This window comes from Kitasatospora paranensis, assembly GCF_039544005.1.
In the GTDB taxonomy this organism is placed as follows: Bacteria; Actinomycetota; Actinomycetes; order Streptomycetales; family Streptomycetaceae; genus Kitasatospora; species Kitasatospora paranensis.
In genome coordinates this window covers 8197313-8219892 of sequence record NZ_BAABKV010000001.1, presented here as the reverse complement: position 1 = coordinate 8219892, position 22580 = coordinate 8197313, and the positions used below count along the sequence as shown (strand labels likewise).

24 protein-coding genes and 3 pseudogenes are annotated in these 22580 nt (G+C 74.1%); 21 read left to right on the top strand and 6 right to left on the bottom strand.

Going from position 1 to position 22580, the window contains the following annotated elements; genetic code table 11:
- Window positions 1–7 precede the first annotated feature (7 nt).
- The 9 genes and pseudogenes from ABEB13_RS39130 (at window position 8) to ABEB13_RS39085 (ending at window position 7478) form a co-directional block, all read left to right on the top strand.
- The gene (locus tag ABEB13_RS39130) at window positions 8–148 is read left to right on the top strand and encodes a hypothetical protein (protein WP_345710029.1); all 141 of its coding nucleotides are present in this window, start codon (window positions 8–10) and stop codon (window positions 146–148) included.
- Window positions 149–447: 299 nt separating this feature from the next.
- Complete coding sequence (locus ABEB13_RS39125) at window positions 448–1350, top strand: CAP domain-containing protein (protein WP_345709360.1); 903 nt, start codon at window positions 448–450, stop codon at window positions 1348–1350.
- A 169-nt stretch (window positions 1351–1519) separates the two neighbouring features.
- Window positions 1520–2316, top strand: a pseudogene (locus ABEB13_RS39120) (bestrophin-like domain).
- A 122-nt stretch (window positions 2317–2438) separates the two neighbouring features.
- Window positions 2439–3077 (top strand): dihydrofolate reductase family protein, encoded by a 639-nt coding sequence (locus tag ABEB13_RS39110; RefSeq protein ID WP_345709357.1) that lies wholly within the window; start codon window positions 2439–2441, stop codon window positions 3075–3077.
- A gap of 211 nt (window positions 3078–3288) precedes the next feature.
- Entirely contained in the window at window positions 3289–3675 is a 387-nt protein-coding gene (locus ABEB13_RS39105; protein ID WP_345709356.1) for a hypothetical protein, read from the top strand.
- A gap of 31 nt (window positions 3676–3706) precedes the next feature.
- Complete coding sequence (locus ABEB13_RS39100; protein WP_345709355.1) at window positions 3707–4354, top strand: class F sortase; 648 nt, start codon at window positions 3707–3709, stop codon at window positions 4352–4354.
- A gap of 157 nt (window positions 4355–4511) precedes the next feature.
- Complete coding sequence (locus tag ABEB13_RS39095; RefSeq protein WP_345709354.1) at window positions 4512–5276, top strand: hypothetical protein; 765 nt, start codon at window positions 4512–4514, stop codon at window positions 5274–5276.
- A 49-nt stretch (window positions 5277–5325) separates the two neighbouring features.
- Window positions 5326–6108, top strand: a complete 783-nt coding sequence (locus tag ABEB13_RS39090) for a response regulator (protein WP_345709353.1) — start codon at window positions 5326–5328, stop codon at window positions 6106–6108.
- A complete protein-coding gene (locus tag ABEB13_RS39085) occupies window positions 6105–7478 on the top strand; it encodes a sensor histidine kinase (protein WP_345709352.1) in 1374 nt (457 codons plus the stop codon). The genes ABEB13_RS39090 and ABEB13_RS39085 overlap by 4 nt, the downstream gene beginning before the upstream one ends.
- On the opposite strand, the gene ABEB13_RS39080 is transcribed toward ABEB13_RS39085, so the two are convergent.
- Entirely contained in the window at window positions 7406–8530 is a 1125-nt protein-coding gene (locus ABEB13_RS39080; RefSeq protein WP_345709351.1) for a hypothetical protein, read from the bottom strand. The genes ABEB13_RS39085 and ABEB13_RS39080 overlap by 73 nt on opposite strands.
- A 274-nt stretch (window positions 8531–8804) precedes the next feature.
- Here ABEB13_RS39080 and ABEB13_RS39075 point away from each other — a divergent pair, with 274 nt between their 5' ends.
- Window positions 8805–9521: a TNT domain-containing protein gene (locus ABEB13_RS39075; RefSeq protein ID WP_345709350.1), complete on the top strand. Its 717-nt coding sequence runs from the start codon at window positions 8805–8807 to the stop codon at window positions 9519–9521.
- 83 nt (window positions 9522–9604) lie between these two features.
- On the opposite strand, the gene ABEB13_RS39070 is transcribed toward ABEB13_RS39075, so the two are convergent.
- Both ABEB13_RS39070 and ABEB13_RS39065 read right to left on the bottom strand, forming a co-directional pair.
- Window positions 9605–10693, bottom strand: coding sequence for a sensor histidine kinase (locus tag ABEB13_RS39070; RefSeq protein WP_345709349.1), 1089 nt, complete (start codon window positions 10691–10693; stop codon window positions 9605–9607).
- A 58-nt stretch (window positions 10694–10751) separates the two neighbouring features.
- Window positions 10752–11447, bottom strand: a complete 696-nt coding sequence (locus ABEB13_RS39065; protein ID WP_345709348.1) for a response regulator transcription factor — start codon at window positions 11445–11447, stop codon at window positions 10752–10754.
- Between the two features lie 629 nt (window positions 11448–12076).
- On the opposite strand from ABEB13_RS39065, the gene ABEB13_RS41140 reads away from it, so the two are divergent.
- Both ABEB13_RS41140 and ABEB13_RS39055 read left to right on the top strand, forming a co-directional pair.
- Window positions 12077–12580, top strand: coding sequence for an endonuclease/exonuclease/phosphatase family protein (locus ABEB13_RS41140; protein ID WP_486335368.1), 504 nt, complete (start codon window positions 12077–12079; stop codon window positions 12578–12580).
- Between the two features lie 192 nt (window positions 12581–12772).
- Complete coding sequence (locus ABEB13_RS39055; RefSeq protein WP_345709347.1) at window positions 12773–13075, top strand: hypothetical protein; 303 nt, start codon at window positions 12773–12775, stop codon at window positions 13073–13075.
- Between the two features lie 99 nt (window positions 13076–13174).
- Here ABEB13_RS39055 and ABEB13_RS39050 read toward each other — a convergent pair whose 3' ends face one another.
- Both ABEB13_RS39050 and ABEB13_RS39045 read right to left on the bottom strand, forming a co-directional pair.
- A complete protein-coding gene (locus ABEB13_RS39050; protein WP_345709346.1) occupies window positions 13175–13654 on the bottom strand; it encodes a hypothetical protein in 480 nt (159 codons plus the stop codon).
- A gap of 59 nt (window positions 13655–13713) precedes the next feature.
- Window positions 13714–14331: a TetR/AcrR family transcriptional regulator gene (locus ABEB13_RS39045; protein WP_345709345.1), complete on the bottom strand. Its 618-nt coding sequence runs from the start codon at window positions 14329–14331 to the stop codon at window positions 13714–13716.
- A 76-nt stretch (window positions 14332–14407) separates the two neighbouring features.
- Here ABEB13_RS39045 and ABEB13_RS39040 point away from each other — a divergent pair, with 76 nt between their 5' ends.
- Window positions 14408–15103: an alpha/beta hydrolase gene (locus ABEB13_RS39040; protein WP_345709344.1), complete on the top strand. Its 696-nt coding sequence runs from the start codon at window positions 14408–14410 to the stop codon at window positions 15101–15103.
- Between the two features lie 66 nt (window positions 15104–15169).
- Here the strand turns inward: ABEB13_RS39040 and ABEB13_RS39035 are convergent, their stop codons facing one another.
- Complete coding sequence (locus ABEB13_RS39035) at window positions 15170–16105, bottom strand: LysR family transcriptional regulator (protein ID WP_345709343.1); 936 nt, start codon at window positions 16103–16105, stop codon at window positions 15170–15172.
- A gap of 140 nt (window positions 16106–16245) precedes the next feature.
- Between ABEB13_RS39035 and ABEB13_RS39030 the strand changes: the two are divergent.
- The 8 genes and pseudogenes from ABEB13_RS39030 (at window position 16246) to ABEB13_RS38995 (ending at window position 22556) form a co-directional block, all read left to right on the top strand.
- A pseudogene (locus tag ABEB13_RS39030) lies at window positions 16246–17531 on the top strand (MFS transporter).
- A gap of 183 nt (window positions 17532–17714) precedes the next feature.
- A complete protein-coding gene (locus tag ABEB13_RS39025) occupies window positions 17715–18155 on the top strand; it encodes an ester cyclase (protein ID WP_345709342.1) in 441 nt (146 codons plus the stop codon).
- A pseudogene (locus tag ABEB13_RS39020) lies at window positions 18055–18612 on the top strand (hypothetical protein); the annotation flags it as partial. The gene ABEB13_RS39025 and the pseudogene ABEB13_RS39020, both read left to right, overlap by 101 nt.
- Window positions 18613–18642: 30 nt before the next feature.
- Complete coding sequence (locus ABEB13_RS39015; RefSeq protein ID WP_345709978.1) at window positions 18643–19209, top strand: helix-turn-helix transcriptional regulator; 567 nt, start codon at window positions 18643–18645, stop codon at window positions 19207–19209.
- A 119-nt stretch (window positions 19210–19328) separates the two neighbouring features.
- Window positions 19329–19973, top strand: a complete 645-nt coding sequence (locus tag ABEB13_RS39010; protein WP_345709340.1) for an oxygenase MpaB family protein — start codon at window positions 19329–19331, stop codon at window positions 19971–19973.
- Window positions 19974–19984: 11 nt separating this feature from the next.
- Window positions 19985–20743 carry an EF-hand domain-containing protein gene (locus tag ABEB13_RS39005; protein ID WP_345709339.1) on the top strand — a complete coding sequence of 253 codons (759 nt, stop codon included), beginning with the start codon at window positions 19985–19987 and terminating at the stop codon, window positions 20741–20743.
- 249 nt (window positions 20744–20992) lie between these two features.
- Window positions 20993–22033: a cytochrome c oxidase assembly protein gene (locus ABEB13_RS39000; RefSeq protein WP_345709338.1), complete on the top strand. Its 1041-nt coding sequence runs from the start codon at window positions 20993–20995 to the stop codon at window positions 22031–22033.
- A gap of 148 nt (window positions 22034–22181) precedes the next feature.
- On the top strand, window positions 22182–22556 hold the full coding sequence (locus ABEB13_RS38995) for a hypothetical protein (protein WP_345709337.1): 375 nt from the start codon (window positions 22182–22184) through the stop codon (window positions 22554–22556).
- Window positions 22557–22580 lie beyond the last annotated feature (24 nt).

Below are 22580 nucleotides of genomic sequence, written 5' to 3'. Positions count from 1 at the left end.
GGTGGTCTTGTTCTCGTTGAACGTCTCGGTGACGGTGCCGCTGGACGGGCTGGAGGACGGGCTCGGGGAGGACGAAGGCGAGGAGGACGGGCCCGGGCTCGACGAGGCGGACCGGCTCGGGCCGGCGGTGCCGGTGGTCGCGGCGTAGAGCGCGACCGCGTCGCCGGCGTTGACGGTGGCCCTGCCGGTGCCGTCGCCGGTGACGGTCGGGCCGCTGCACGAAATGACAGCAATATCTTTCAGCAAGTTTCAGTCGCTGCACCGAGGAGCAGCAGCCAGGGGTCGGGCAACCGACCGTGGGCCTGTCACCGGTGCATCCGTACACGACCGGAATTCCCGGCGGTACGGTACCGTCGGCAGCTTCCGTGAACATTCGCGCGATTTTCGTTATCCGCCGCGCGCATGGGGGTCTCCTGTCTCGAAGGGCAGTCGACCGGAGGAGAAGAGATGACGGAGCACACGACCGACGTGCAGGCGGACCGCTACGGGCCGGACACGTCCACGCACCGGGCCGGCGGCGGATCGCACCGGCGGGCCGGCAACGGCAAGCACCGGGCCAGGTCCAGGTCCGCCGCCAAGCCGCTGCTGACCGTGGTCGCGGTGGCGGCGACGGCGGCCGGCGCGGTGGTCGGAAGCAAGGTCATGTTCACCTCCGGCCCGCAGGACGACAGAACGGCGGCCGCACCGGAACCGTCGCTGGCGAACGGCATCACGCCGGTGACGCCGAGCGGGTCAATCGCGGCGTCGACGACGCCGTCCCCGCAGAGCACCGGACCGACCCGGCTGCCCAGCGCTTCCACCAGCACCGTGCCGGTGCAGCGGCCCGCCACGTCCGCGGCGGCACCGACCAGCCCGCTCGCGGCCGTTCCGGCGCCCGCGCGGTCGACCCCGCGGGCCACCGCCACGGCCGGCTCGGGCACCGGCCTGGACGCGGCGGCGAGCCAGGTGCTCGCGGTGATCAACCAGGCGCGTGCCGCCCAGGGCGTCGCCCCGCTGCAGATGGTCGCCGGCCTGCAGACCAGCGCGAACGCGCACAACCACACCATGGCGGCCGGCTGCGGACTCTCGCACCAGTGCCCGGGCGAGGCCGCCTTCGGGGACCGCGAGCACGCCGCCGGCGTGCAGTGGGGAACGGCGGGCGAGAACATCGGCGAGGGCGGCCCGATGGCCAACACCACGGACGCGATAGCCGGTATGGCGGTGGGCCTCACCAACGACATGCTCGCCGAGCAGGCGCCCAACGACGGCCACCGCCGGAACATCCTCAACCCGGCCTTCCACCACATCGGGATCCAGCTGCTGCGCGACTCCTCGGGCACGGTGTGGATGACCCAGGACTTCTCGGACTGAGGGCCGGGCCGGGGCGGTGCTGCGGAGGGTGCCCGGCGAGGGAGTGACCACACCGGGGGTTCGACGGATCGGGCCGTCACCCGGTGGTGTGAACTTCTTCGCGGGGGCCCGTAGGGGCGCATGAAACCGGCGGTTCCGGGCTGTTGTGCCCGGCCTAGACTCCGCACACATGTCGCTCTCGCTCTGGCTGCTCAACCATTTCAGCACCTTCACCCTGGCCGTCGTCGCCGTCGGCGGGACGGTTCTCCTGGCTGTCGCCGGCAGCGTGCTGCTGCGCCGCCGGTATCCGTCGCTGGCCCGCGGGGAACACAACGACATGGTCGGCGTGACGCTGGGGATGTTCGGTGCGATCTACGGGATCATCCTCGCGTTCGTGATCGTCACCCTGTGGACGCAGCTGGAGGCCTCCCAGACCATCGTCGCCTCCGAGGCCTCCGACGCGGCGCTCATCACGCGTGACGCCACCGCGTTCCCGGCGTCCGTGCGCACCGATCTCGACGCGGCCATGAGCGGCTACGTCCACACGGTCGTCGAGGAGCAGTGGCCCCTGATGCGCGCGGGGAACCCCAGCTACGGGGCCACGGAGACCCACCTGCAGACGGCGTTCCAGGTGCTCCAGGCGTACGACCCGAAGGGCCAGGCGGAGCAGGTCTTCTACCAGCAGGCCGTCGACCACCTCGACGACGTCGCCTCCCAGCGCCGCGCCCGCATCACCATGGCACGCCAGGAACTCCCCCACTGCTGCAGGCGCTGGCCTTCGGCGGCGCACTCGTCCTGATCCCGCTCACGTTCCTCTACGGTCTGCGCAAACTGCGGGTCCAGATGCTGTTCGTCGGCTCGGTCGCCGGGCTCGTCGGCTTCAGCCTGCTGCTGGTCTTCGTCCTGGACCGCCCCTTCTCCGGTGACCTCAGCGTCAGCCCCGCCCCGTACCGGGAAGGAGCCCTCGCCCAGTACTGGACAGGGTGAAACCGGCGACACGGCCCGCCGGCCGGCCGGTCCGGACGCGGCGTCGACCTAGGGTGAGTGCCACGTGCCGGCGAAAGCCGTCCGCGTCCCGACCGGGACGACCGACTCACGGGGAGCAAGGCGTGGGCCTCATCCACATCGAACTGTTCGCCACCCTCGACCTCGTCGGGCAGGCACCCGGCGGCCCCGACGAGGACCCGGTGGGATTCCCGTTCGGCGGCTGGCAGGCGCCCCTCCTGGACGAGGTCGCCGGGGCGCAGATCGGTGCCGCGTACGAGGGCACGGACGCCCTCCTGCTCGGCCGACGGACGTACGACCTCTTCGCCGCCTACTGGCCCCACCAGGAGGGCGGCGAGGACAACGGCATCGCCACGCTCTTCAACGGCGTCCCGAAGTACGTGGCCTCCCGCGGCAGGCCCGACCTCTCGTGGGCCGGGTCCACCCGGCTCGGCCCGGATCTGGGCGCCGCGGTGCGCGAGATCCGTGACCGGCACGAGCACGTGAAGGTGGTCGGGAGCCTGAACCTCGTCCAGACGCTCCTGCGGGAGAAGCTCTTCGACCGCCTCGACCTCTGGGTGCACCCGATCGTGCTCGGCGTGGGGAAGAAGGTGTTCGACGGTGGCGCGGTGCCCACGAACCTCACCCTCCTCGAACCGCCGGCAGCCGGCCCGACGGGCACCGTGTACCTGCGCTACGGGCTCGCCGAGGGCACACCCCGGACGGGGGACATGAGCGCACCCGACCGCGGCGTCGGGCGCTGAGGACCGTTCGGCGGGACGTCCGCGGACCGGGCTCACGCCAGCCACTGCGCCCGCGGACCGGGCGCCGCCGCCTGCGTGCCCGGGTCTGTTACCGATCCGCGCGGTGGCCGTTACACGGTCGGCGGGAGTCCGTGAGGAGCGGTTCCTAGCGTGTGCGTCACCAACTCGCGTTCCTCCGAACGGGAGTGGTGAGCATGCAGAAGGAGTCCTCATGTCACGTCCCTCGACCGTTCGCCGCTCGGTGCGGTCCGCTCTGCTCTGTGCCGGGGCCGGGGCCGCCGTGCTGCTGTCCGCGGGCGCCGCGGCCGCCGACGCGGCCTCGCCGGCGCCGGCCCCGGTGCCGTCGGCCACGCCCAGCGCCCGGCCCACCGCCCCGGCCGCGCCGAGTGCGCGGCCCAGTGCCGTCCCCACCCTGCCGTCGGTCGGGCCGGACGGCCGCCGGGTCGGCACCACGCCGAGGGGCGGAGCCCAGACCGGGGAGGCGGACGCCGGCACCTCGCCGGCCGCCGTCGTCGTCGGTTCCGCGCTGGCGCTGGCCGGTGCGGCCGGGATCGGCACCGCCGTCGTCCGTCGGCGCCGTGCCGGCGCGCAGGCGTAGCCGCAACCGGCGCGGCCGGCACCCCTCGTGGGTGCCGGCCGCGTCGGCCGGCGCGCTCGTCCTCGCACTGGGGCTCGGCACGGTGGCGTACGGGCTCACGCCCGGCGGGAAGCCGGTGCGGATCGCGTACACCGGCCCCGACGCGGCGGCGCCGACGCACGGCCCGCCGGCCGCCGGCGCCGCCGTAGCGGGCTCCGCAGGATCTGCGCCGGCGGCCGGGCTGCCGGCCTCGCCACCGGTGCGGCTGCTGATCCCCCGGATCGGGGTGGACGCCCCGGTCGGCCCGGTCGGGCTGAACGGCGACGGGACGGTGGAGGTACCGCCGCTGGACCAGCCCGGCCGGGTGGGCTGGTACCGCGACGGTGCGGCACCGGGCCGGCCCGGACCGGCCGTCCTGCTCGGCCACTACCGGACCCGCAAGGGCGCCGCGGTCTTCCAGCGGCTGCCGACGCTGCGCCCGGGCGACACCGTCCAGGTGCGGCGGGAGGACGGCCGGACGGTGACGTACCGGGTGCGGGCGATCCACCAGTACCGGAAGTCCGGGTTCCCGACCGACCTGGTGTACGGCGACACCCCCGACGCGCAGCTGCGGCTGGTCACCTGCGGCGGCACCATCGGCCGCGACGGGCACTACAGCGACAACATCGTCGTCCTCGCCGACCTGGCCGACGGTCCGTGACCCCGGCACGCGGGCGGCACGGGCGGCACGGGCGGTCCGCCGGCCGGGCGGCCCGGCGGGCGGCGTGCAGGCGGCCGCGGGCCGTCGCCGGGCATGGGGCAGACTGGCTGGCCTCGTCATGATCCCTGCACGATCGTCGGGAAAGGCACCGCAGCACGTGAAGAAGTGGACAGGCGCACCTGCCCGCGCCGGGGCGGCCGTTCGTGCCGTGGCGGCGGTCGCGGTCGCCGTGGCGGCGGTCCTCGCGCTCACCGGCTGCGACAATCCGGACGCCCTGCACGACGCCGGGCCGGCCCGGCAGGTCGCGGAGCACCCCAGCCCGCAGCCGCTGTGGCCGGCCGCGGCGACCTCGGCACCGGCGCCATCGCGCGCCGAGTCGGACGCGCCGCCGCCCTCCCCGCTGCCCGGGCTGGCCGCACCGGCCGGCGGGCTGGCGCAGCTGGACGCCAGGTCCGTCCTGCTCCACGACCCGGCGCTGACCGACCTGGAGCACCGGGCGCTGTCCGGGGACTGCACCGGCTGCGCGGTGCAGCCCGCGCAGTACCGGGACCTCAGCGGGGACGGCCGGCCCGAGCTGATCACCGCCGTGCTGACGGCGCAGGCCGACGGGCGGGCGGTGCTGCACGTGTACGGCGAGCGGGACGGGAAGGTCGTGCCGGTGCTGGCGGTCGCCGCGAACGCGGCGTTCACGGCCGACACCGTCGGGCGGGACCTCGTCCTGCACGAGCCGGACGGGCCGACGGCGCGCACCAGCAGCACCTACCGCTGGAACGCGGTCCGGATGGCCTTCGTCGACCGGCAGACCGTCTACACGGGGCCCGCCGACGGCGCGGCCGGGTGCCCGACCCCGGAACCCAGCGTCCCGGCCCCCGGCCCACCCGGCCGGGCGGTGCCGTCATCGCCCCGGACGGCCGGTCGGTAGCCCGTTCGGCCACCCCCTCCCCCGCCCCGACCTCCCCGACGAGGCAGCGATGACCGTCCCCCTCCCGCCTCCGCCGCCCATGCCGCGGATCCTGCTCGTCGAGGACGACGAGGTCATCCGGGAGGCGACCCAGATGGCGCTCGAACGGTACGGCTTCCCGGTCGACACCGCCGCCGACGGCCTCCAGGGGCTGGAAGGGTTCCGGGCCCGGCGGCCGGACCTGATGCTGATCGACGTGATGCTGCCGCTGCTGGACGGGGTCGGCCTGTGCCGGCGCGTCCGCGAGGAGAGCAACCTGCCGATCCTGATGATGTCGGCCCGCGGCCAGACGGTCGACGTCGTCTCCGGGCTGGAGGCCGGGGCCGACGACTACGTGGTGAAGCCCTTCGAGATCGCCGTCCTGGTCGCCCGGATCCGCACCGTGCTGCGGCGCACCGGGCCGGTGTCCGCCCCCGCGCCCCACGGCCCGTCGGGCGCGGGCGGCCCATCGGGCGCAAGCGGTGCAGGCGGCCCGGCGGGGCCGGCGCAGGCCGGCCCGTCCGCGGTGCGGGTGATCGACGACCTGACGGTGGACACCGAGGCGATGGAGGTGACGGTGGCGGGCGAACCGGTACCGCTCACCCCGACGGAGCTGCGGCTGCTGCTGGAGTTCACGGCCGCGCCGGGTGTGGTGATGGAGCGCCAGACGCTGCTCTCCCGGGTGTGGGACTACTCCTGGGACGCCGACAGCCGGGTGGTGGACGTCCATGTGCAGCGGCTCCGCGCCAAGATCGGTGCGGGCCGGATCGAGACCGTCCGGGGTTTCGGCTACCGCCTGCGGCGCATCCGGTGACCCTCCGCGGGCAGATCGCCGCCGTCATCGCCCTGGTCTCCTGCCTGGTCGCGTGCACCGTCGCCGTGCTCGTCCACCGGGCGTCGGTGGGTCAGCACACGGACCAGGCCCGGGCCTCCGCGGAGGCCGCGCTGGACGCCGTGCTCGCCGGGTACGACCGCACCGGCGAGCTGGTCGGCGGCTGGCACGCGGCCGTGGACGACCCGGCGGTCCCGGCCGGGCTGCGCGCGCTGGCCGCACGCGGGCGGCAGGGCTCCGTCCTCGGCCACGGGCCGGACGGCACCGCGATGTGGGCGGCGGCCGGCACCGGGGGCAGGGTCGTCTCGGTGCGGCTCGACTTCGCGGGCGACGAGCAGGCGGTGGCGGACCTCGACCGGGCGGTGCAGATCGCCGCGGCGCTGTCCGTCGCCGTGACCGTCCTGGCCGGAGTGCTGGCCGCCGACCGGATCAGCCACCGGCTGCGGACGGCCGCCCGCACCGCCCGCACCATCGCGGCCGGCGACCTCGACGCGCGGATCGGGCCGCTCGGGCGCCGCCGCGACGAGGTGTCCGAACTGGCCACGGCCGTCGACTCGATGGCCGCCGCGCTGCGCAGCCGGCTGGAGAACGAGCAGCGGTTCACCGCCGATGTCGCGCACGAGTTGCGCACCCCGCTGACGGGTCTGCTGACCGCCTCCGAACTGCTGCCGGAGGGCCGGCCCACCGAACTGGTGCAGAACCGGGTGCGGGCGCTGCGCGACCTGACCGAGGACCTGCTGGAGGTCTCCCGGCTGGACGCCCGCGCCGAGCCGGCCGACCTGGCCGACCTGCCGCTGGCGCACCTGGTGGCCCGGACGGCGACCGCCGTCGGACGGCCGGTCGAGCTCGTGGTGTCGGCCGACGCGACGGTCAGCACCGATCCGCGGCGCTTCGACCGGGTGCTGGCCAACCTGGTGGCCAACGCCCACCGGCACGGCGCACCACCGGTGTCGGTCCGGGTCGACGGATCGGTGGTCACCGTCCGCGACCACGGCCCGGGTTATCCGGAGTCCGTCCTGCGCGACGGCCCGCAGCGCTTCCGCACCGGCGCGCGGGAACGCGGCCAAGGCCACGGCCTGGGCCTGACGATCGCCCAGGGCCACGCCGAGGCCATCGGCGTCACCGTGCATCTGCGGAACCATCCCGAGGGCGGCGCGGTCGCCGAACTCCGGATGCCCACCCCCGCACCGGCTGACGACGCGACCACCGGCCCCGCCGGACCGGGTCCGTCCACCCGGGCAGCGCCGGTCCCGCGGATCGACGGCGGCTTCGGGCCCGGTCAGCGGGCTGTGTCGCCGAGCAGGGGGCGGCCGGTGGGGGTGCCCGGGGCGGGAGCCGTGAACGCGGGGTAGGGCGGCAGCGGGGGCACGTCCCACCCGGCGGCAGTCTGCCTGAGCAGGCGTCGGAAGGTGTCCGCGAAGGCGGGGAACTCGGTGAGCCCAGCGGCCCTCTCCCAGCGGTGGAGCAGGACTTGACGCACGGTCGGCACGGGTCGCCGGGTACGGTGCATCGGGGTGTCCGCCTGCGTTGCCCGGGGCAGCAGCCGGACGGTGGCGTCCACCGTCCACACCGCCGCGGCCTGCCGCATCCCCGCCCGCCACACCGCGTCCTCGGCCAGCGCAGGGTAGGCGGCGACCGCCTCCTGCCGGTAGATCTCCTCCAGGGCCTCCCCCATGCCGGTGGGCAGCCGGAAGACGCACCAGCAGGTGGAGAACGGCATCGAGCAGTACGCCGCCGTCAGGAACACCGACTGGAAGCAGGCCGCCTCGAAGTCGATCAGCCGCAGTCCCTGCGGAGTGATCAGGTTGTTGTCCGGGCAGGTGTCGCCCGGGGTGAAGGCCGGGTACTGCCCGCCTCCGGCGGTGCCGATGCGGGCGAGGTCGGCCTCCAGTCCGGGTGGGACGGTGCTGCCCGCCGCCTCGATCACCCCGGGCAGGGCGGCCGCGTTCGCCGGAATCCACGGCTCGTCGTCCCAGCTGGGCATGCCCTTGTCGTACCTGGCCCACAGGGCCGCGAGGTCCGCGCGCCGGTGCACCGACCCGGCGCCCAGCCGGCCGAGCCCGCGTGCCCAGGCGGACAGCCCCCGCTCGGCGGCCGCGGCGTCCGGACCGAGCAGGACGTCAGCGAGCGTGGGCGCGCTGCCGAGATCGGCCATCACGAGGAGCGGCGGGTCGGCGGCCACGGCCAACAGCTCGGGTCCGGCCAGCGCGAGGGAGAGACCGGCGGCCTCGGCCGTGAAGGCGCGCAGCGCCGCCGGCTCGTCGGTGAACGCCTTGACGATCACGCTGCCCCCGTCCGCGGTGGCGCACCTGAGGACGGTGCTCCGTCTGCTGCCGCCGAGGTCGACGGGGTCGGACAGACGGGTCCCCAGGAGCGCACCGGCCGCACGCGTGATCGATTCCATCCGGGCATCGTCCCACCGCGGCGCGGCCGCCGGCCATCGACGGGGACCCACACGCGACTTCCGGTGCGACCGGGACCGCCACGACGTGACGGAGCGTGAGGCGGCGCAGTGTGATGGATCGTCATGCCGATTAGCCCAATGGCGTGCTGTCCCCTCCGCCATCGTCAGGGTTCGTCGCTTACGAACCGGCTTGCCTGTGCAATGGCGGTGACGCGCGACCACTGCGCCGTTCGCACGCGCGTCACCCCCGTCCCCGGTTCACTGGAGCCTGCCCATGCGTTCCCGCACCCTCGTCTCGATGTCCATGGTCGCCGCGCTTCCGCTGACGCTTCTCGCGGCAGCCGGCAGCGCGGCCGCCGCCGCGCCGGTCCGCGCGGCCTCGTCCCAGCGGAGCCTGCCCGCGGACTGTCCGGATCTCCTGCCGCCCGGCGACCCGGCCGTCTACTACTGCGGCCGTCAGGAGCTCGGCCCGGCCGTGCTGCCGACGACGGGGCCGGTCTCGACGCTGCTGCGGGGCTACCGCCGTCTCGGCGGTCTGCAGCCGACCCAGTTCCTCGACTGGTACCGCAGCGGCGACCTGTGGAAGTACCCCGACAACCGGGGCTTCGCGGAGGTGAACGGCATCCTCGACATGCACCTGCAGACGATGGAACCCGGCGGCCTCCTGGACCGCTTCGGAGCGGACACCGGCAAGTACCTGGCAACCGGCGGGACGCCGTACGCCAAGCGCGCCCTGCCGCCGGACTCGCTCAACGGCGACGGGTACGGCTACCACTGCTACGTGGTCAACCGTGACTTCCGCGTCGAGGCCGGACACATCGCCGCCGGCTTCGCCCAGCCGGGGTTCGGCACCCAGCAGTGGCTGGACCCCGCCCTCAAGCCCGCCGACTTCGCCGACGCCGAGACGTACAACGTCGCCAACCTGGTCAAGCACGAGTATCTGCAGGTCGCCGCACCCGAGCGGTGCACCGGCACCGGTCACGGATCCTGAACGACCGGACGACCGCACGGCCCGGGGCGCGGGCGACGCGCCCCGGTGGCCGCGCACACGCTGCGGCGAGGCCCGGTGGTGCGTCAGCAGTCGGCGTGCGTCTCCTGCGCCGGAAGCTCCACCGTGATCCGGAGCCCGCCCTCGGGCCGCGGGGTGAGCGTGAGCGTTCCCCCGTGGGCGCGGGTGATGGTCGTGACGATCGCCAGGCCGAGGCCGACGCCCGCGTGGTCGGTGCGGACGCGTTCGGTGCCGCGCATGAACGGTTCGGTGAACGTGGAGACCAGCTCCGGGGTGAGCCGCTCGCCGGAGTTCTCGACGGTGAGCACGGCAGTCCCGCGGTGGACGCCGGTGGTCACCCGCACGGTGCCCCTTCCCGGCAGGTTGTGGACGATCGCGTTGTGCACGAGGTTCGTGGTCAGTTGCAGCAGGAGTGCCGGCGACCCGTACACGGGGGTGATGTCGCCGCGGGTCTCGACGGTGACGCCCTGCCCTTCCGCGAGGGGCAGGAGGGTTTCGGTGGCTTCCTCCGCCAGGAGGGACAGGTCGACGGGTTCCCGGATGAAGGACCGCTGCTCGGCACGGCCGAGCAGAAGCAGTGCCTCGGTGAGGTCGATCGCCCGGGTGTTGACGGCGTGCAGGCGGTCGAGGGCCTGGCCGATGTCGTGGTCCGGATCGGTGCGGGCCACCTCGATCAGCGCCTTCGAGATCGCCAGCGGGGTGCGCAGCTCGTGCGAGGCGTTGGCTGCGAACCTCTGCTGTTCGGCGACGTGGTCCTCGAGCCGGGCCAGCATCGTGTCGAAGGCGTCGGCGAGTTCGCGGAACTCGTCCTTGCGGCCCGGCAGCCGGATCCGGTGGGAGAGCGATCCGGCGGACGCCAGGCGGGTGGCGTCGGTGATCCGGGAGAGCGGGGCGAGGATCCGCCCGGCGAGGATCCACCCTCCGACCAGGCCGAGCACCAGTAGGAATGCCAGCACGGCGGCTGCCCGCGGAGCGAAGACGTGCAGGAGGTTGGACCGGACGGGAAAGACACCGTCCGTCAGGGTGCCGCTGACGAGGAGCGCACTGTCGGGGACGTACCGCAGCAGGAAGACCCACACCGCCCCGAGCAGCAGGACGCCGGCCAGCAGCAGGAATCCGGTGTAGCTGAGGGTGAGCTTGAGGCGGACGCTCATCCCGGGCGCCCTGTCGACGCTCGTCCCGGGCGCCCTGTCGACGCTCGTCCTGGGCGCCCTATCCACGCGCACCTGCCTCCGGTCCGGCCTCCGGCTGAGCTTCGATGCGGTAGCCGACGCCCGGCACGGTGGCGATGATCCAGGGTTCGCCGAGCCGCTTGCGCAGGGCCGAGACGGTGATGCGCACGGCGTTGGTGAAGGGGTCGGCGTTCCCGTCCCACGCGCGTTCCAGGAGTTCTTCGGCGCTGACGACACCGCCCGCGGCGGCGACGAGGACCTCCAGCACGGCGAACTGCTTGCGGGTCAGCGCGACGTATCGGCCGTCGCGGTGGACCTCCCGGCGGAACGGATCCAGCCGCAGGCCTGCGATCTCCCGCATGGGCGGCCTGAGGTGAGCCCGCCTGCGGTCGAGGGCCCGGAGCCGCAGCACGAGCTCCCGCAGGTCGAACGGCTTGGTGAGGTAGTCGTCGGCGCCGAGTCCGAACCCGGAGACCTTGTCGTCGAGGCGGTCGGCGGCGGTGAGCATGAGGATCGGCGTGCCGCTGCCGGAGGCGACGATGCGCTCGGCGACCTCGTCACCGGACGGCCCGGGGATGTCGCGGTCGAGGACGGCGATGTCGTAGGCGTTGACGCCCAGCAGTTCCAGAGCGGTGTCCCCGTCACCTGCGATGTCGGCCGCGATCGCCTCCAGGCGCAGGCCGTCACGGATGGCGCCCGCCAGAAAGGGCTCGTCCTCGACGATCAGCACACGCATGCTCCAGATGCTACGAGCCGGGGCATATCGTCCGCGTATCCGAATTCCCATACACGCCGGCAACACGACGCCGCCTTGACTGGCGGCATGGACAACACCCCGCCATCGGTGCGGACGACGAGCCCCGGGAGTCGCCGACGCCGGGCGCTGGACGCCGCCTCCCGGCCGGACCTCTGGAAGCGCGGCCCGGTGCTCGCTGCCCTGGCCCTGCTGCTCGGGCTGCTCATGATGCTGCACGCACGGATTCCGAACCGGGGTCTCGGCAACCTCGGCAGCCTGGTGGAGACCTTCCTGCCGTGGTTCGGCCTGTTCGTCCCGGTGCTGCTGGCCGGGGCCCTGTGGCGCCGCTCCGCCTCTGCCGTGGTCGCGCTGCTGCTCCCGGTCGCGGTGTGGCTGAACCTCTTCGGCGGGCTGCTCGGCGACAAGTCCGACCGGGGCGGCGACCTCACCGTGGCCGGTGAGAACGTCAGCGCCGGCAACCCCGACCCGGCCCGCACCGCACGCAGCCTGGCCGCCTCCGCCCCGGACGTGCTGGCCCTGGTGGAGCTGACCCCGCAGACCACGGGCATCTTCGAGGAGGGGCTCGCGAAGGCGTACCGCTACCACACGGTGCAGGGCACGGTCGGGCTGTGGAGCACGCTCCCGCTGTCGGACACCCGGCCGATCGACGTCGTGGACTACGGCCCGCTGGCGCGGACCATGCCGCTCGACAGGAAGCTCGCCCCGAACCGGGCGCTGCGCACCACGGTGACCACGGACCACGGGCCGCTGACGGTGTACGTGGCCCACCTGGGGTCCGTCCGGGTGACGCCCGGGGAGGTTTCCGGACGGCCTCGCGGGACATCGGTTCGCAGGCGCTCGGCAAGGCCGTCGCCGCCGATCCGAGCCCGCGGGTGGTGCTGCTCGGCGACCTGAACGGCACCACGGACGACCGCGCGTTCGCCGCCGTCACCGCACGGATGCGCTCGGCCCAGGACGTGGCCGGAGACGGCTTCGGGTTCACCTGGCCGGCGGCCTTCCCGGTGGCCCGGATCGACCAGATCCTCGTCCGCGGCGTGCAGGCGGAGAGCTCCCGGGTGCTCCCGGCCAACGGCAGCGACCACCTGCCGGTGGCCGCCGCAATCGCCTGGTGACCCGGATGCCCTCCTGATCGCGGATGCGCGCGATCGCGGTGCCGGCACAGGCCACGGGTGGCGGGGCCGGGCGGTGGGGTTCGGATGGGGAGACCGGCGCGCCCCGGCGAGGCTCCTCGCCTTCCACCCGCGTCCGACCGAGGCTGGGGGGAGCAGCCGGCTGCCGTGCCGCTGAATCGAGGAGGCTGGACCGTGAGGTTCGTTCAGATCATCGAATACAGGACGAGTCGCATCGACGAGTTCAACGCCCTGCTGGACACCTGGGTCGAGAAGAACGCGGGCAGGAGCCTGGCGACACGGGCCCTGCAGACGCGCGACCGCGACAAGGAGAACGTGTACCTGAACATCGTGGAGTTCCCGGGCTACGAGCAGGCGATGGACAACTCCAACCGTCCGGAGACGGCCGAGTTTGCCGCGCAGATCGCGACGTTGTGCGACGGGCCGCCGGTGTTCCGCAACCTCGACGTGCTGGACGAACGGACGTTCCAGGACTGAACCCGGAACGCGCCCGGGGCCGGCCTCCGCACGCCCGGCCCCGGGCCCGCACCTCGCAGCCCGGGGCCGGGCCGGCCGGCCGGCGTGTCGGACGGCGTGTCAGGCGGTGACGGGCAGGCGGCTCAGCAGCTCGCGGCCGTCCGCGCGGACGGCGGTGGCGAAGGTCAGCTTCAGATCCCGCTCCTCGCCCGCGACCGAGAGGCGTGTGGTGAGCAGCAGCCCGAACGCGGCCTTCGCGGCGGGGGACGCGGTGACGGCCTCGCGCGGGAGCGCCATGAGCAGCTTGGTGGGCTTGCCGCCGAGCTGGTCGACGCCGAAGAAGAGCAGCCGCCGGTCGGTCAGGGCGAGATACACCGGGCGCGGGGTGGCGATCGCCGTCACCGTACCGGCCGTCAGCACGCCCACCACGGCGGTGGTGGCCAGCCGGCGGCCGGCGGAGACCGTGCCCACCTTGGTCAGCGTGGCGAACTCGACCTGCTCACCGGCGGTCAGCAGCGGTGCGGAGGCCTTGAGCAGTTGCTCCCGGCGGCGGTTGTTCATGATGCTCCTCGACGTGCGACCGTCCTGATGGCTGGTCATCGCCGGGAAGCCTATGAGTGCCTCGCACAAGCGGAGTCATGGGTTCCGCAAAATCTTGGTCAATCGGCCGTCACCCCGCCCGGTGCTTCGGTGGTGCCGGTGGCACCGGTGCCGGCCGGGAATCCGTCGGCCATGTGCTCGACCGCGGCGAGGAAGTCACGGAAGGCCCGGTCGGTGCGGGCGGTGTCGGCGGTGGCGTCGAGATCCATGAGGAGGCCGCGGATCACGGCGAGGACGAGCGTGGCCAGCTCGGGCCGGCCGATGCTGCGCAGGCCCTCCTCCAGCGGCCCGAGCCAGTCGGTCGTGGCGGCGCGCCGGAAGTCCGGCCACAGCCGCTGGTCCGCGCTCTCGCGCAGCCGACCGAACATCCGCAGGTAGGGCAGTCCGTCCGCGCCGGTGATCGCGGTCCAGGCGCGGTCCAGGGTGACGGTCCAGGGCTCGTCGGGTCGCACGCGCAGGAGCTCGCCGAAGGTGTCGATCTGGCGTTGGCGCGCGCGCCCGAGGACGGCCCGCAGGAGGGCGTCGCGGGTGCCGAAGTGGTAGATCAGCATGCGGGCCGAGGTGCCGGTGGCCGTGGCCAGCGGTTCGAGCCGGTCGGGGAGGCCGTGCGCGAGGGCGTGATCGGCGCAGGCGTCGAGCAACCTGTCCTTGATCTCCGGCTGCGGTCGTCTGCCCATGGCGACATCTTTTCGCGTAACAACCGCTACGTCTACCGTTGGCCACAGGGCAGGTCACAACGGCGTGGAGGCAGCGATGAGGGTCGTGTTCGTGCACGGGGCGTGCGTCCGGGACGGATCGTGGTGGTGGCACCGCACCGCCGACCTGCTGCGGGAGCGGGGTGTGCCGAGCGTGGCCCCGGCGCTGCCGAGCTGCGGCGAGGCGGGCCAAGCCGCGGCCAGCGACGGTCCGGGCCTGCCCGAGGACGTCGCGGCGGTGCGGCGGGCGCTGCTGGCCGGCGACGAGCCGACCGTGGTGGTCGCCCACAGCTACGGCGGCATCGTCACCGCGGAGGCCGCCGCGGGCGTCGACTCGGTGCGCCATCTGCTGCTGGTCTCCAGCTACCTGCCCGAGGTCGGGCAGAGCCTGTCGGACTTCGGCGACGGCAGCCCCGCCCCGTTCCTCGACGTCGACCCCGACGGCGGCACCTTCGGGGTCCGCCCCGAGCTGCTCGTGGACACCTTCCTGCAGGACTGCGACCCCGAGGTCCGGTCGCAGGCGCCGGGCCACCTCGCCCGCCAGAGCGTGCGGGTGACCGGGCAGCGCGTCCGGGCGGCCGCATGGCGGCAGGTGGCCTCGACGTATCTCGTCTGCGGCGAGGACCGGGGCACCCCGCGGCACCTGCAGCACGAGTTCGCCCGCCGGGCCGGCGCCGTCGTCGAACTCGACACCGGTCACCACCCGTTCCTGTCCCGGCCCGCCGCCGTCCGGGACCTGGTGCTGAGCCTGTGACGGCAGCGCCGGACGGGGTGGACGCGCCGCACCCGGCGGACCGCACGATCGCGGGTGCCCGGGCGGTCAGCGCGGAAGGACCCAGCCCGGCGCCCACGTCCCGGCGGCGCCGTGGCCGGCCGCCGTGGCGGCGAGGTGGGCGCGCAGGGTGACCAGCGCCGGGTGGGGGTTGTCGCGGTGCCACAGCAGCGAGTGCGGGTAGACGGGCATCGGGTCGGTCACCGGGATGCGGCGCAGGCCGTGGCCGGCGGGCCAGACCAGCCTGCTCCGCCCTCCCATGAAGGTGGCCAGGGCCGGGGTGTCGGCGATGGTGTCGAGGAGCGCGTCCGAGCCGAAGTTGGGGCCGGTCGCCTCGATGGTGAGGCCGAACTCGGCGACGAGGTCGTCGTAGTAGGCGGCCCACTCGGTACCGGGGACGATGCCGGGCATCCAGATCCGGTGCCCGACGAGCTGGGCGACGGTCACCGACCGGGCCCCCGCCAGCACGTGGGCGGGACCGGTGAGGAGTTCGAGCGGCTCGTCGAGCACCCGGACGGACTCGATGTCCTCGGGCAGCGGCCGGCCGGGGACCGCGACGGCGCGGAACGAGGCGTCGATCGCACCGGACCGGATGGCGGCCACGGCCGTCTCGATGTCGAACAGCATCACCACGTCGAGCTCGATCTCGGGGTGCGCCCGGTGGAAGCCGCGCATCAGGCCCGACTGCGCGCTGCGCGAGGCCAGCACGTCGATGCGCAGCGGTCGGCGGCCGGTGTGCACGGACGCGGCGGCGCGTTCGGCGACGCGCAGCAGTTCGCGCGCGTGGGGCAGGAACGCCTGGCCGTCGATGGTGAGCCCGGCACCACGCGCGGTACGGGTGAACAGCCGCACGCCGAGGCTGCGCTCCAGCGCGGCGATGCGCTTCGAGACCGCCTGCTGGGTGACCCCCAGCTCGGCGGCGGCTTCCTGGAACTGCCCCGCGTCGGCGGCGGCGACGAAGGTCCGGACGGCGTCGAGGTCCATGCCCGCACCCTACGTGCACAACCACTGGTTGTGGCGCGCGGGCCCGCGGTTGTTTGATCCCTGGACACGATGCCCGCTTTGATGCTCTCGATCGCGAATCGGTTGTGCGAGTGAGTGACGAGGGGCGAGGGGTGTCGGGCATGGGGAACGGGCACCGGTCGTGGCACGGGCCCGGACGGGGGCGGGCTCCTCGGCTGGGGCGCCGCTTCGGGTGGCTCTGGGGCGCGTACGGGACGAGTGCCCTCGGTACGTGGCTCGCCTTCGGCGCGTTCCCGCTGATCGCCATCCGGGTGCTGCACAGCGGACCGGCCGGGGTCGCCGCGCTCTCCTCGGTGGGGGCCGCGGTGGGCGCGGCGGTGGCGGTGCCGCTCGGACCGTGGGTGGAGTTCCGCCGCAAGCGGCCGGTGCTGGTCGCGATGGACCTGGTGCGCTGCGCGGCCCTCCTGACGATCCCCGCCGCGTTCGCGCTGGGCGTGCTCACCTTCCTCCAGCTCCTGCTGGTCCTGGTCGTCGTCGCGGCCGCCGACATCACCTTCCGGGCCGCCTCCGGGGCGTACCTGAAGACGCTGCTGCCGCCCGGGGACCTGCTCGTCGCCAACGCCCGGTTCGAGTCCACCGCCTGGACGACCACGATCGTCGGACCGCCGCTGGGCGGCGCCGCGATCGGGCTCCTCGGCCCGGTGGCCACGGTGACGGCCGACGCGGTCAGCTACCTGCTCTCGGCCCTGGGCATCCGCGCGTCGCGGGGGACGAGCCGCCACCCGCCCGCCCGGAGGCGGCGCGCATGCGGGCCGGAGACCTCCTCGACGGCTGGCGGTACATCCTCGCCGACGCGACGCTGCGTCCGCTGTTCTTCAACACCGCCGTGTTCAACGGCCTGGTGATGGCCACCGAGCCGCTGCTGGCCGTCCTGATGCTCGGCCGCCTGGGCTTCGCACCGTGGCAGTACGGCCTGGCCTTCGCCGTGCCCTCGATCGGCGGGCTGCTCGGTTCGCGGCTGGCCCGGCCGCTCGTCACCCGGTTCGGCCAGTACCGCGTCCTGGTCGTGGCCGGGGCGCTGCGCGCGCTCTGGCCCGTCGGCCTGGCCTTCCTGCGGCCGGGGACGGGAGGTCTGCTGCTGGTGATGGGAGCCGAACTCGGGCTCATCCTCTGCTGCGGGGTCTTCAACCCCGTCCAGGCCACCTACCGCCTCGAACGGACCGTGACCGGCCGGGTCACCCGCACGCTGTCCGCCTGGGCGGTGACGACCAAGGCCGGCACGGCGCTCCTGACCGCGGCCTGGGGCGTGCTGGGCGCCCTGATCGGCCCGCGCACGGCCATCGGCCTGGCCGGTGTCCTCCTGCTGGCGACCCCGCTGCTGCTCCCGCGCCGCGCGGCGGCCGCTCTCCCCGAGCCGGAACCGGAGCCCGCGCCGAGCCCTGCCTGACGCGTCACCTCGACTCCCGACCGCCCACGAGCCGTTCCGAGCCCGCCCGCGCCCGGGCGGGAGTCCGCTCCCGGCACGTTCGGCAGCCGGGCGACGAGCCGGCGCAACTCCGTGCGGGCCCCGGCGGGAAACCCCGGCTTTCTGGGGTAGCCGGGGCCCGGACGGTGTCGAAGACTTGAGGCCATGGACGCCATCGAGAAGACCCGGACCGCAGACAACCGAGAGATCGTGCGTGCCTTCATCGACGCACTGTTCACCAAGGGCGACCTCGCGGCGGTCGACACGTACCTCGCCGCGGACTTCCTCAACCACGACCCGCCCGTCGGCACCGACACCAGCCGTGAGGGCATGCGCACCGCCGCCGCCCTGTTCCGCGGTGCCTTCCCGGACTGGCACGCCACGCCCGATTTCCTCGTCGCCGAGGACGACATGGTCGTGGAACACTTCAGCGCCACCGGCACCCAGCGCGGCGAGATCTTCGGCGCGCCGGCCACCGGGCGCACCGTCACGCTGCGCGGGATCAATGTCTTCCGGCTTCGGGAGGGCCGCATCGTCGAGCGCTGGGGCCGGCTCGACGAGCTGGGGCTGCTGCGCCAGCTCGGGCTCGCCCAAGGCCCGGCGTAGTCGGGAGGAGGGTCGTGGCTGTGGCAGGTACGGCCGTGGAACGCCGGCTCGCCGACATCGAACGACGGTGCCGCAGCGGGCTGGACAGCACGGCGCTGGGCACGGAGATCCCCGGCCGACTGCGCCGGGTGGTACCGGCGGAGGCGGCCTTCTTCGCAACCGTCGATCCGGTGACCCTGCTGTTCACCTCGGCCACCGCCGAGGATCCGCTGGGGCCCGCGACGGCGCTGTTCCTCGACAACGAGTTCGGGCAAGCGGACGTCAACAAGTTCGCCGGCCTCGCCCGGGCGGCGGATCCGGTCGGCTCATTGGACCGGGCCACCGAAGGCAGTCGGACGGACAGCGCCCGCTACCGGGAGATCATGGCCCCCTCGGGCTCGGCGACGAGCTGCGCGCCGCGCTGGTCTCCGGGCACCGCTGCTGGGGCGTGCTCTGCCTGCACCGGGAGGCCTCCTCCCCGGGCTTCACCAGCGAGGAGATCGCGCTGGTGCGGCGCATCGCTCCGGTGCTGGCGACCGGTCTGCGCATGGCGGTGACCGCCGCACCGCCCGTAGACACCGCCGCCGGCCCGGACGGGGTGGGTCTCATCCTGCTCGACTCCACGCTCAGGACCGTGTCCATGAGCCCCGAGGCCGAGCAGTGGCTGACCGACTTCCCCGACGGCGACCGGCAGGGTGCGGGCCTGCTCCCGGTCAGCGTGCTCGCGGCCGCCGCCGGCCCGGTGCCCTCGACCGTCCGCGTCCGCGGGCGCTCGGGCCGGTGGCTCGCCCTGCACACCAGCCGCCTGGGCTCGCAGATCGGCGTGGTGGTGGAACCGGCCCGACCGGCGGAGCTCGGAGCCGTCCTGCTGAGCGCCCATGGACTCACCGACGCCCAGACCCGGGTCGCGGCCCTGGTCATCCGCGGGCACTCCACCCGCCAGCTGGTCGACGAGCTCCACATCTCCGCCAACACCGTGCAGGAGCACCTGACCGCCGTCTTCGACAAATTCGGTGTCCGGAGCCGCCGGGAGCTCGTCGCCGTGTTGCTGGCGGACCTGTCGGGGTTCGGGTAGGAAACCCGTGGGGTGCGTGCGGAGGTCCGGCGGTGGCTCGGAGGAGTGATCGACGGTGCCTTCCGGGCGTGCGGTCCGTTGTACGGGGTGCCGGCCCGCCCCGCCCTCCTGGAGCCCCCATGACCTCACTGCCCTCGTCGGACACCCGCAGCCCCCTGCGCGAGAGCCTCGGCGAATGGCGGATCGGGCTGGTGGCCTGGCGGTTGCTCGTCCTGCAGACGGCTCATCCCGTCGTTGCGGCAGGCATGGCCCGCTACTCCACCTACCGGGCGCACCCGTGGCGGCGTATCGAGCACACGGTGGACAGCGGCGCCCGGCTGTTCTCCGCCGGGCCGGAGGAACGCCGGCTCGAAGTGGCCCGGCTGGCCCGTACCCACCGCCGGATCCACGGCACCGACGACGCCGGGCGCCCGTACACCGCCGAGGATCCGGAGGTCCGGGCCTGGGTGATGGTGACGCTGTACGAGGCGATCACGGCGATGCACGAACTGTCCGGCGAGCGGCTCGAACCTGCCGAACTCGACGTGCTCTACTCCGAGTTCAGGGAGGTCTGCCAAGCACTCGACATCCCCGGCGAGGTCCTCCCGCCGACCGCCGCCGATGTGCCCGCCTACATGGAGCGGAACATCCGCGACGTCCTGGAGTACGGCGACCAGGTCCGCTACCTGCTGTTCGGGATTCTCCGCGAGGCACCGGCCCCCGCAGGCTCGGACGGCTCCGGCCCGCGTGGCCACTGCTGCGCGTCGTGGCGGCCCGGGCCCTGAGCGGCCTCACCATGACCGACCTGCCGCCGGCATGGCACGAGAGGTTCGGCACCCGCGGGAGCGGCTCGGCCGCCGTCTTGTCCTGGGTGCTGCACCGCGGCACCCGGCACGTCATGACCCGGCTCCCCGAGCACCTGCGCCACCGCCGCCGTTCCGCCGCCACCGCGGCAGACGGACGGCCGGGCCCCCGGCGGGCGTCGACCCGTCCGGCGGCCGTGCCCCGCAGCGTCGCCGACTCCCGCCGGGCCCGCCTGGAGAGCTTCTTCCACCAGGTGCTGGACCAGACCGGTGACGGGCGGGTCGACTCGGCCGATCTCCAGGCCATGGTCCACACCATCTGCTGGCAGCTCGAACTGCCCGTCGAGCGGGAGGACGTGCTCTACGCCGCGTTCGAGACCTGGTGGAGGCACCTCCGCTCGGCCATGGACGCCGACGGCGACGGCGCCGTGGACTGCGCCGAGTTCGTGTCCGCGATGCTCGGCGGCGTCGACCGGGACCCGACCTACCTGGACGAAGGCCTCAAGCCCGCCGTGCGTGCCCTCTTCCGGGCGGCCGACACCGACGGCGGCGGCCACCTCTGCGCGGACGAGTACCGCGTCCTGTTCGGCGGCTCGCGAGTCCACCCGGCCGAACTCAACGACGGCTTCCGGCAGCTGGACACCGACGGCGACGGCAGGATCAGCGAGGAGGAGTTCGTCACCGCGTTCGCCGACTTCTTCACCGCCCGCACGGACACCGTCGCGGGCACGGCACTCCTCGGCCGCCCCTGACAGCCGTTGCGGAGGGCACCGGGCCCCGGCCGTCGGCGCGCGGATCCTGCCGGCCCGGGCCGATCCTGCCGTACCCGGACCGCGGTGCGCGAGCCGCCTGTCACCGGGCTCCCCGGTCGCTAGATTCTACGGCGGCGTAGTAGTCGATGCCGATCCCCACCCGGGTCCGCACCGCGAGGACGCCCGGCCGCCGCCGGTGGGGTCCACCGGCCGGCGACCCCCACCGATCGCGGAAGGAAACCCACCGGCATGTCCCACCCTGCGGCCGTCCCGCCCTGGCACTGGTCGGCCCTCGCCGACACCTGGACCCTCGAACCGCTGGTCGCCGCCGTGTCGGTGGTGCTCGCGGCCGGTTACCTGGCCGCCGCCCGCCGGCGTCGGCGCACCGGGGGCGGCAGCTGGCCCTGGCACCGGACCGCGCCGTTCCTCGGCGGCCTGGCGGTCTGGGTCTGGGTGACCTGCTCGGGCCTCGGCGTGTACGAGCGGGTGCTGTTCACCGACCGCGCCGTGCAGGTGATCCTGCTGCTGATGTTCGTCCCGCTGCTGCTGGTCCTCGGCGCGCCGGTGACCCTGCTGGCGGAGGCCCTGGCCCCGGCGGCCCGCGACCGGCTGCTGGCCGCCCTGCGCAGCCGTCCGTCCCGGGTGCTGATGTTCCCGGCGGTGTCCACCGTGCTGCTGGTCGCGCCGCCCTGGCTGCTGTACTTCACGCCCTGGTACGAGCGGACGTTGACCAGCGGTGTCTGGAACGCCGGCTTCCACCTGGTGCCGGTGCTGCTGGGCCTGCTGTACTTCTGGCCGCGCCTGCAGCTCGACCCGGTGGCGCACGAGTACCCGCTGCTGCTCAGCGTGGTGATCACCTTCGTCGAGGTGGTGTTCGACGCCGCGCTCGCCCTGGTACTGCTGTACGGCGGCCACTTGATCGCCGGGCCCTACTACGCGAGCCTGGGCCGCACGTGGGGACCGAGCCCGGCGCGCGACCAGTTCTGGGGCGGCAACGTCATCTGGGTGCTGGGCGACCTCGTCGGCCTGCCCTTCCTGTGCGCGCTGATCCGCCGTCTGATCGTCACCGGCCGGGCCGAGTCCGCGGCGGTGGACGCCGCCCTGGACGCCGCCGAGGCCGCCGAGGCCGCCCGGGCCACCGCCGCTGCCGCTGCCCGATCCGCGGCCGGGGCCGGGGCCGAATCCGGCTCGGACTCCGGGTCGGATTCCGTGGGCCGCGAGCCGGAGCCCGCGGGTGCCCGCCCGTGGTGGCTGGACGACCCCAACCTCAAGCACCGCTACGGCGGCTGAACCGGGCCGGCCCGATCCCGAACCTCCGTGAGCCGGGCCCCACGCGGACCGGCCCGCGTCCCACTCCCCTGCCGCGCCCGGCGGATAATGGCCGGTGCCGCGGACGGCTTCGCCCGCGGCACCGATCGACTGGAGAGGCGGAGGGCGGATGACCCTGAAGGAAGGCCGGCGGGTCGGCCTGGCGGAGGACCTGGCGATCGGCGAGGCAGTTGCCGGGGAGCCCGGGGCCGTGGTCGGGTTCCTGTCGCTGGCCGCCGGGACCGAGGGCACCGTCGAGCGGGTGGACGGGGAGCTCCCGGAGAAGGAGGAAGTCCGCGAGTACCGGCGGCTCAAGGCGCTGTTCGAGGACTACGGGCACACCATGCCGGCCGCGAGCCGGGAGCGCCTGGAGGCGGAGATCGCCACACTGGAGCCGGAGTGGACCGCGCACCGCGAGCAGGGGGCCAGGGTGACCGTCCGGGTCCGGCTCGACAACGGCTTCGTCCTCGACGGGGCCCACCAGGACGTCCTCACCCTCCTCTGACTCCTCCGACTCCTCCGAGGACGG

Bases quoted from the DNA above. Each gene is read 5' to 3' on its own strand.
- ABEB13_RS39065 (WP_345709348.1), bottom strand. From the start codon at position 11,447: ATGCGTGTGCTGATCGTCGAGGACGAGCCCTTTCTGGCGGGCGCCATC.
- ABEB13_RS39040 (WP_345709344.1), top strand. From the start codon at position 14,408: ATGAGGGTCGTGTTCGTGCACGGGGCGTGCGTCCGGGACGGATCGTGG.
- ABEB13_RS39075 (WP_345709350.1), top strand. From the start codon at position 8,805: ATGCGTTCCCGCACCCTCGTCTCGATGTCCATGGTCGCCGCGCTTCCG.
- ABEB13_RS39125 (WP_345709360.1), top strand. From the start codon at position 448: ATGACGGAGCACACGACCGACGTGCAGGCGGACCGCTACGGGCCGGAC.
- ABEB13_RS39025 (WP_345709342.1), top strand. From the start codon at position 17,715: ATGGACGCCATCGAGAAGACCCGGACCGCAGACAACCGAGAGATCGTG.
- ABEB13_RS39070 (WP_345709349.1), bottom strand. From the start codon at position 10,693: ATGAGCGTCCGCCTCAAGCTCACCCTCAGCTACACCGGATTCCTGCTG.
- ABEB13_RS39000 (WP_345709338.1), top strand. From the start codon at position 20,993: ATGTCCCACCCTGCGGCCGTCCCGCCCTGGCACTGGTCGGCCCTCGCC.
- ABEB13_RS39045 (WP_345709345.1), bottom strand. From the start codon at position 14,331: ATGGGCAGACGACCGCAGCCGGAGATCAAGGACAGGTTGCTCGACGCC.
- ABEB13_RS39035 (WP_345709343.1), bottom strand. From the start codon at position 16,105: ATGGACCTCGACGCCGTCCGGACCTTCGTCGCCGCCGCCGACGCGGGG.
- ABEB13_RS39010 (WP_345709340.1), top strand. From the start codon at position 19,329: ATGACCTCACTGCCCTCGTCGGACACCCGCAGCCCCCTGCGCGAGAGC.
- ABEB13_RS38995 (WP_345709337.1), top strand. From the start codon at position 22,182: ATGACCCTGAAGGAAGGCCGGCGGGTCGGCCTGGCGGAGGACCTGGCG.
- ABEB13_RS39105 (WP_345709356.1), top strand. From the start codon at position 3,289: ATGTCACGTCCCTCGACCGTTCGCCGCTCGGTGCGGTCCGCTCTGCTC.
- ABEB13_RS39080 (WP_345709351.1), bottom strand. From the start codon at position 8,530: ATGGAATCGATCACGCGTGCGGCCGGTGCGCTCCTGGGGACCCGTCTG.
- ABEB13_RS39050 (WP_345709346.1), bottom strand. From the start codon at position 13,654: ATGACCAGCCATCAGGACGGTCGCACGTCGAGGAGCATCATGAACAAC.
- ABEB13_RS39005 (WP_345709339.1), top strand. From the start codon at position 19,985: ATGACCGACCTGCCGCCGGCATGGCACGAGAGGTTCGGCACCCGCGGG.
- ABEB13_RS39090 (WP_345709353.1), top strand. From the start codon at position 5,326: ATGACCGTCCCCCTCCCGCCTCCGCCGCCCATGCCGCGGATCCTGCTC.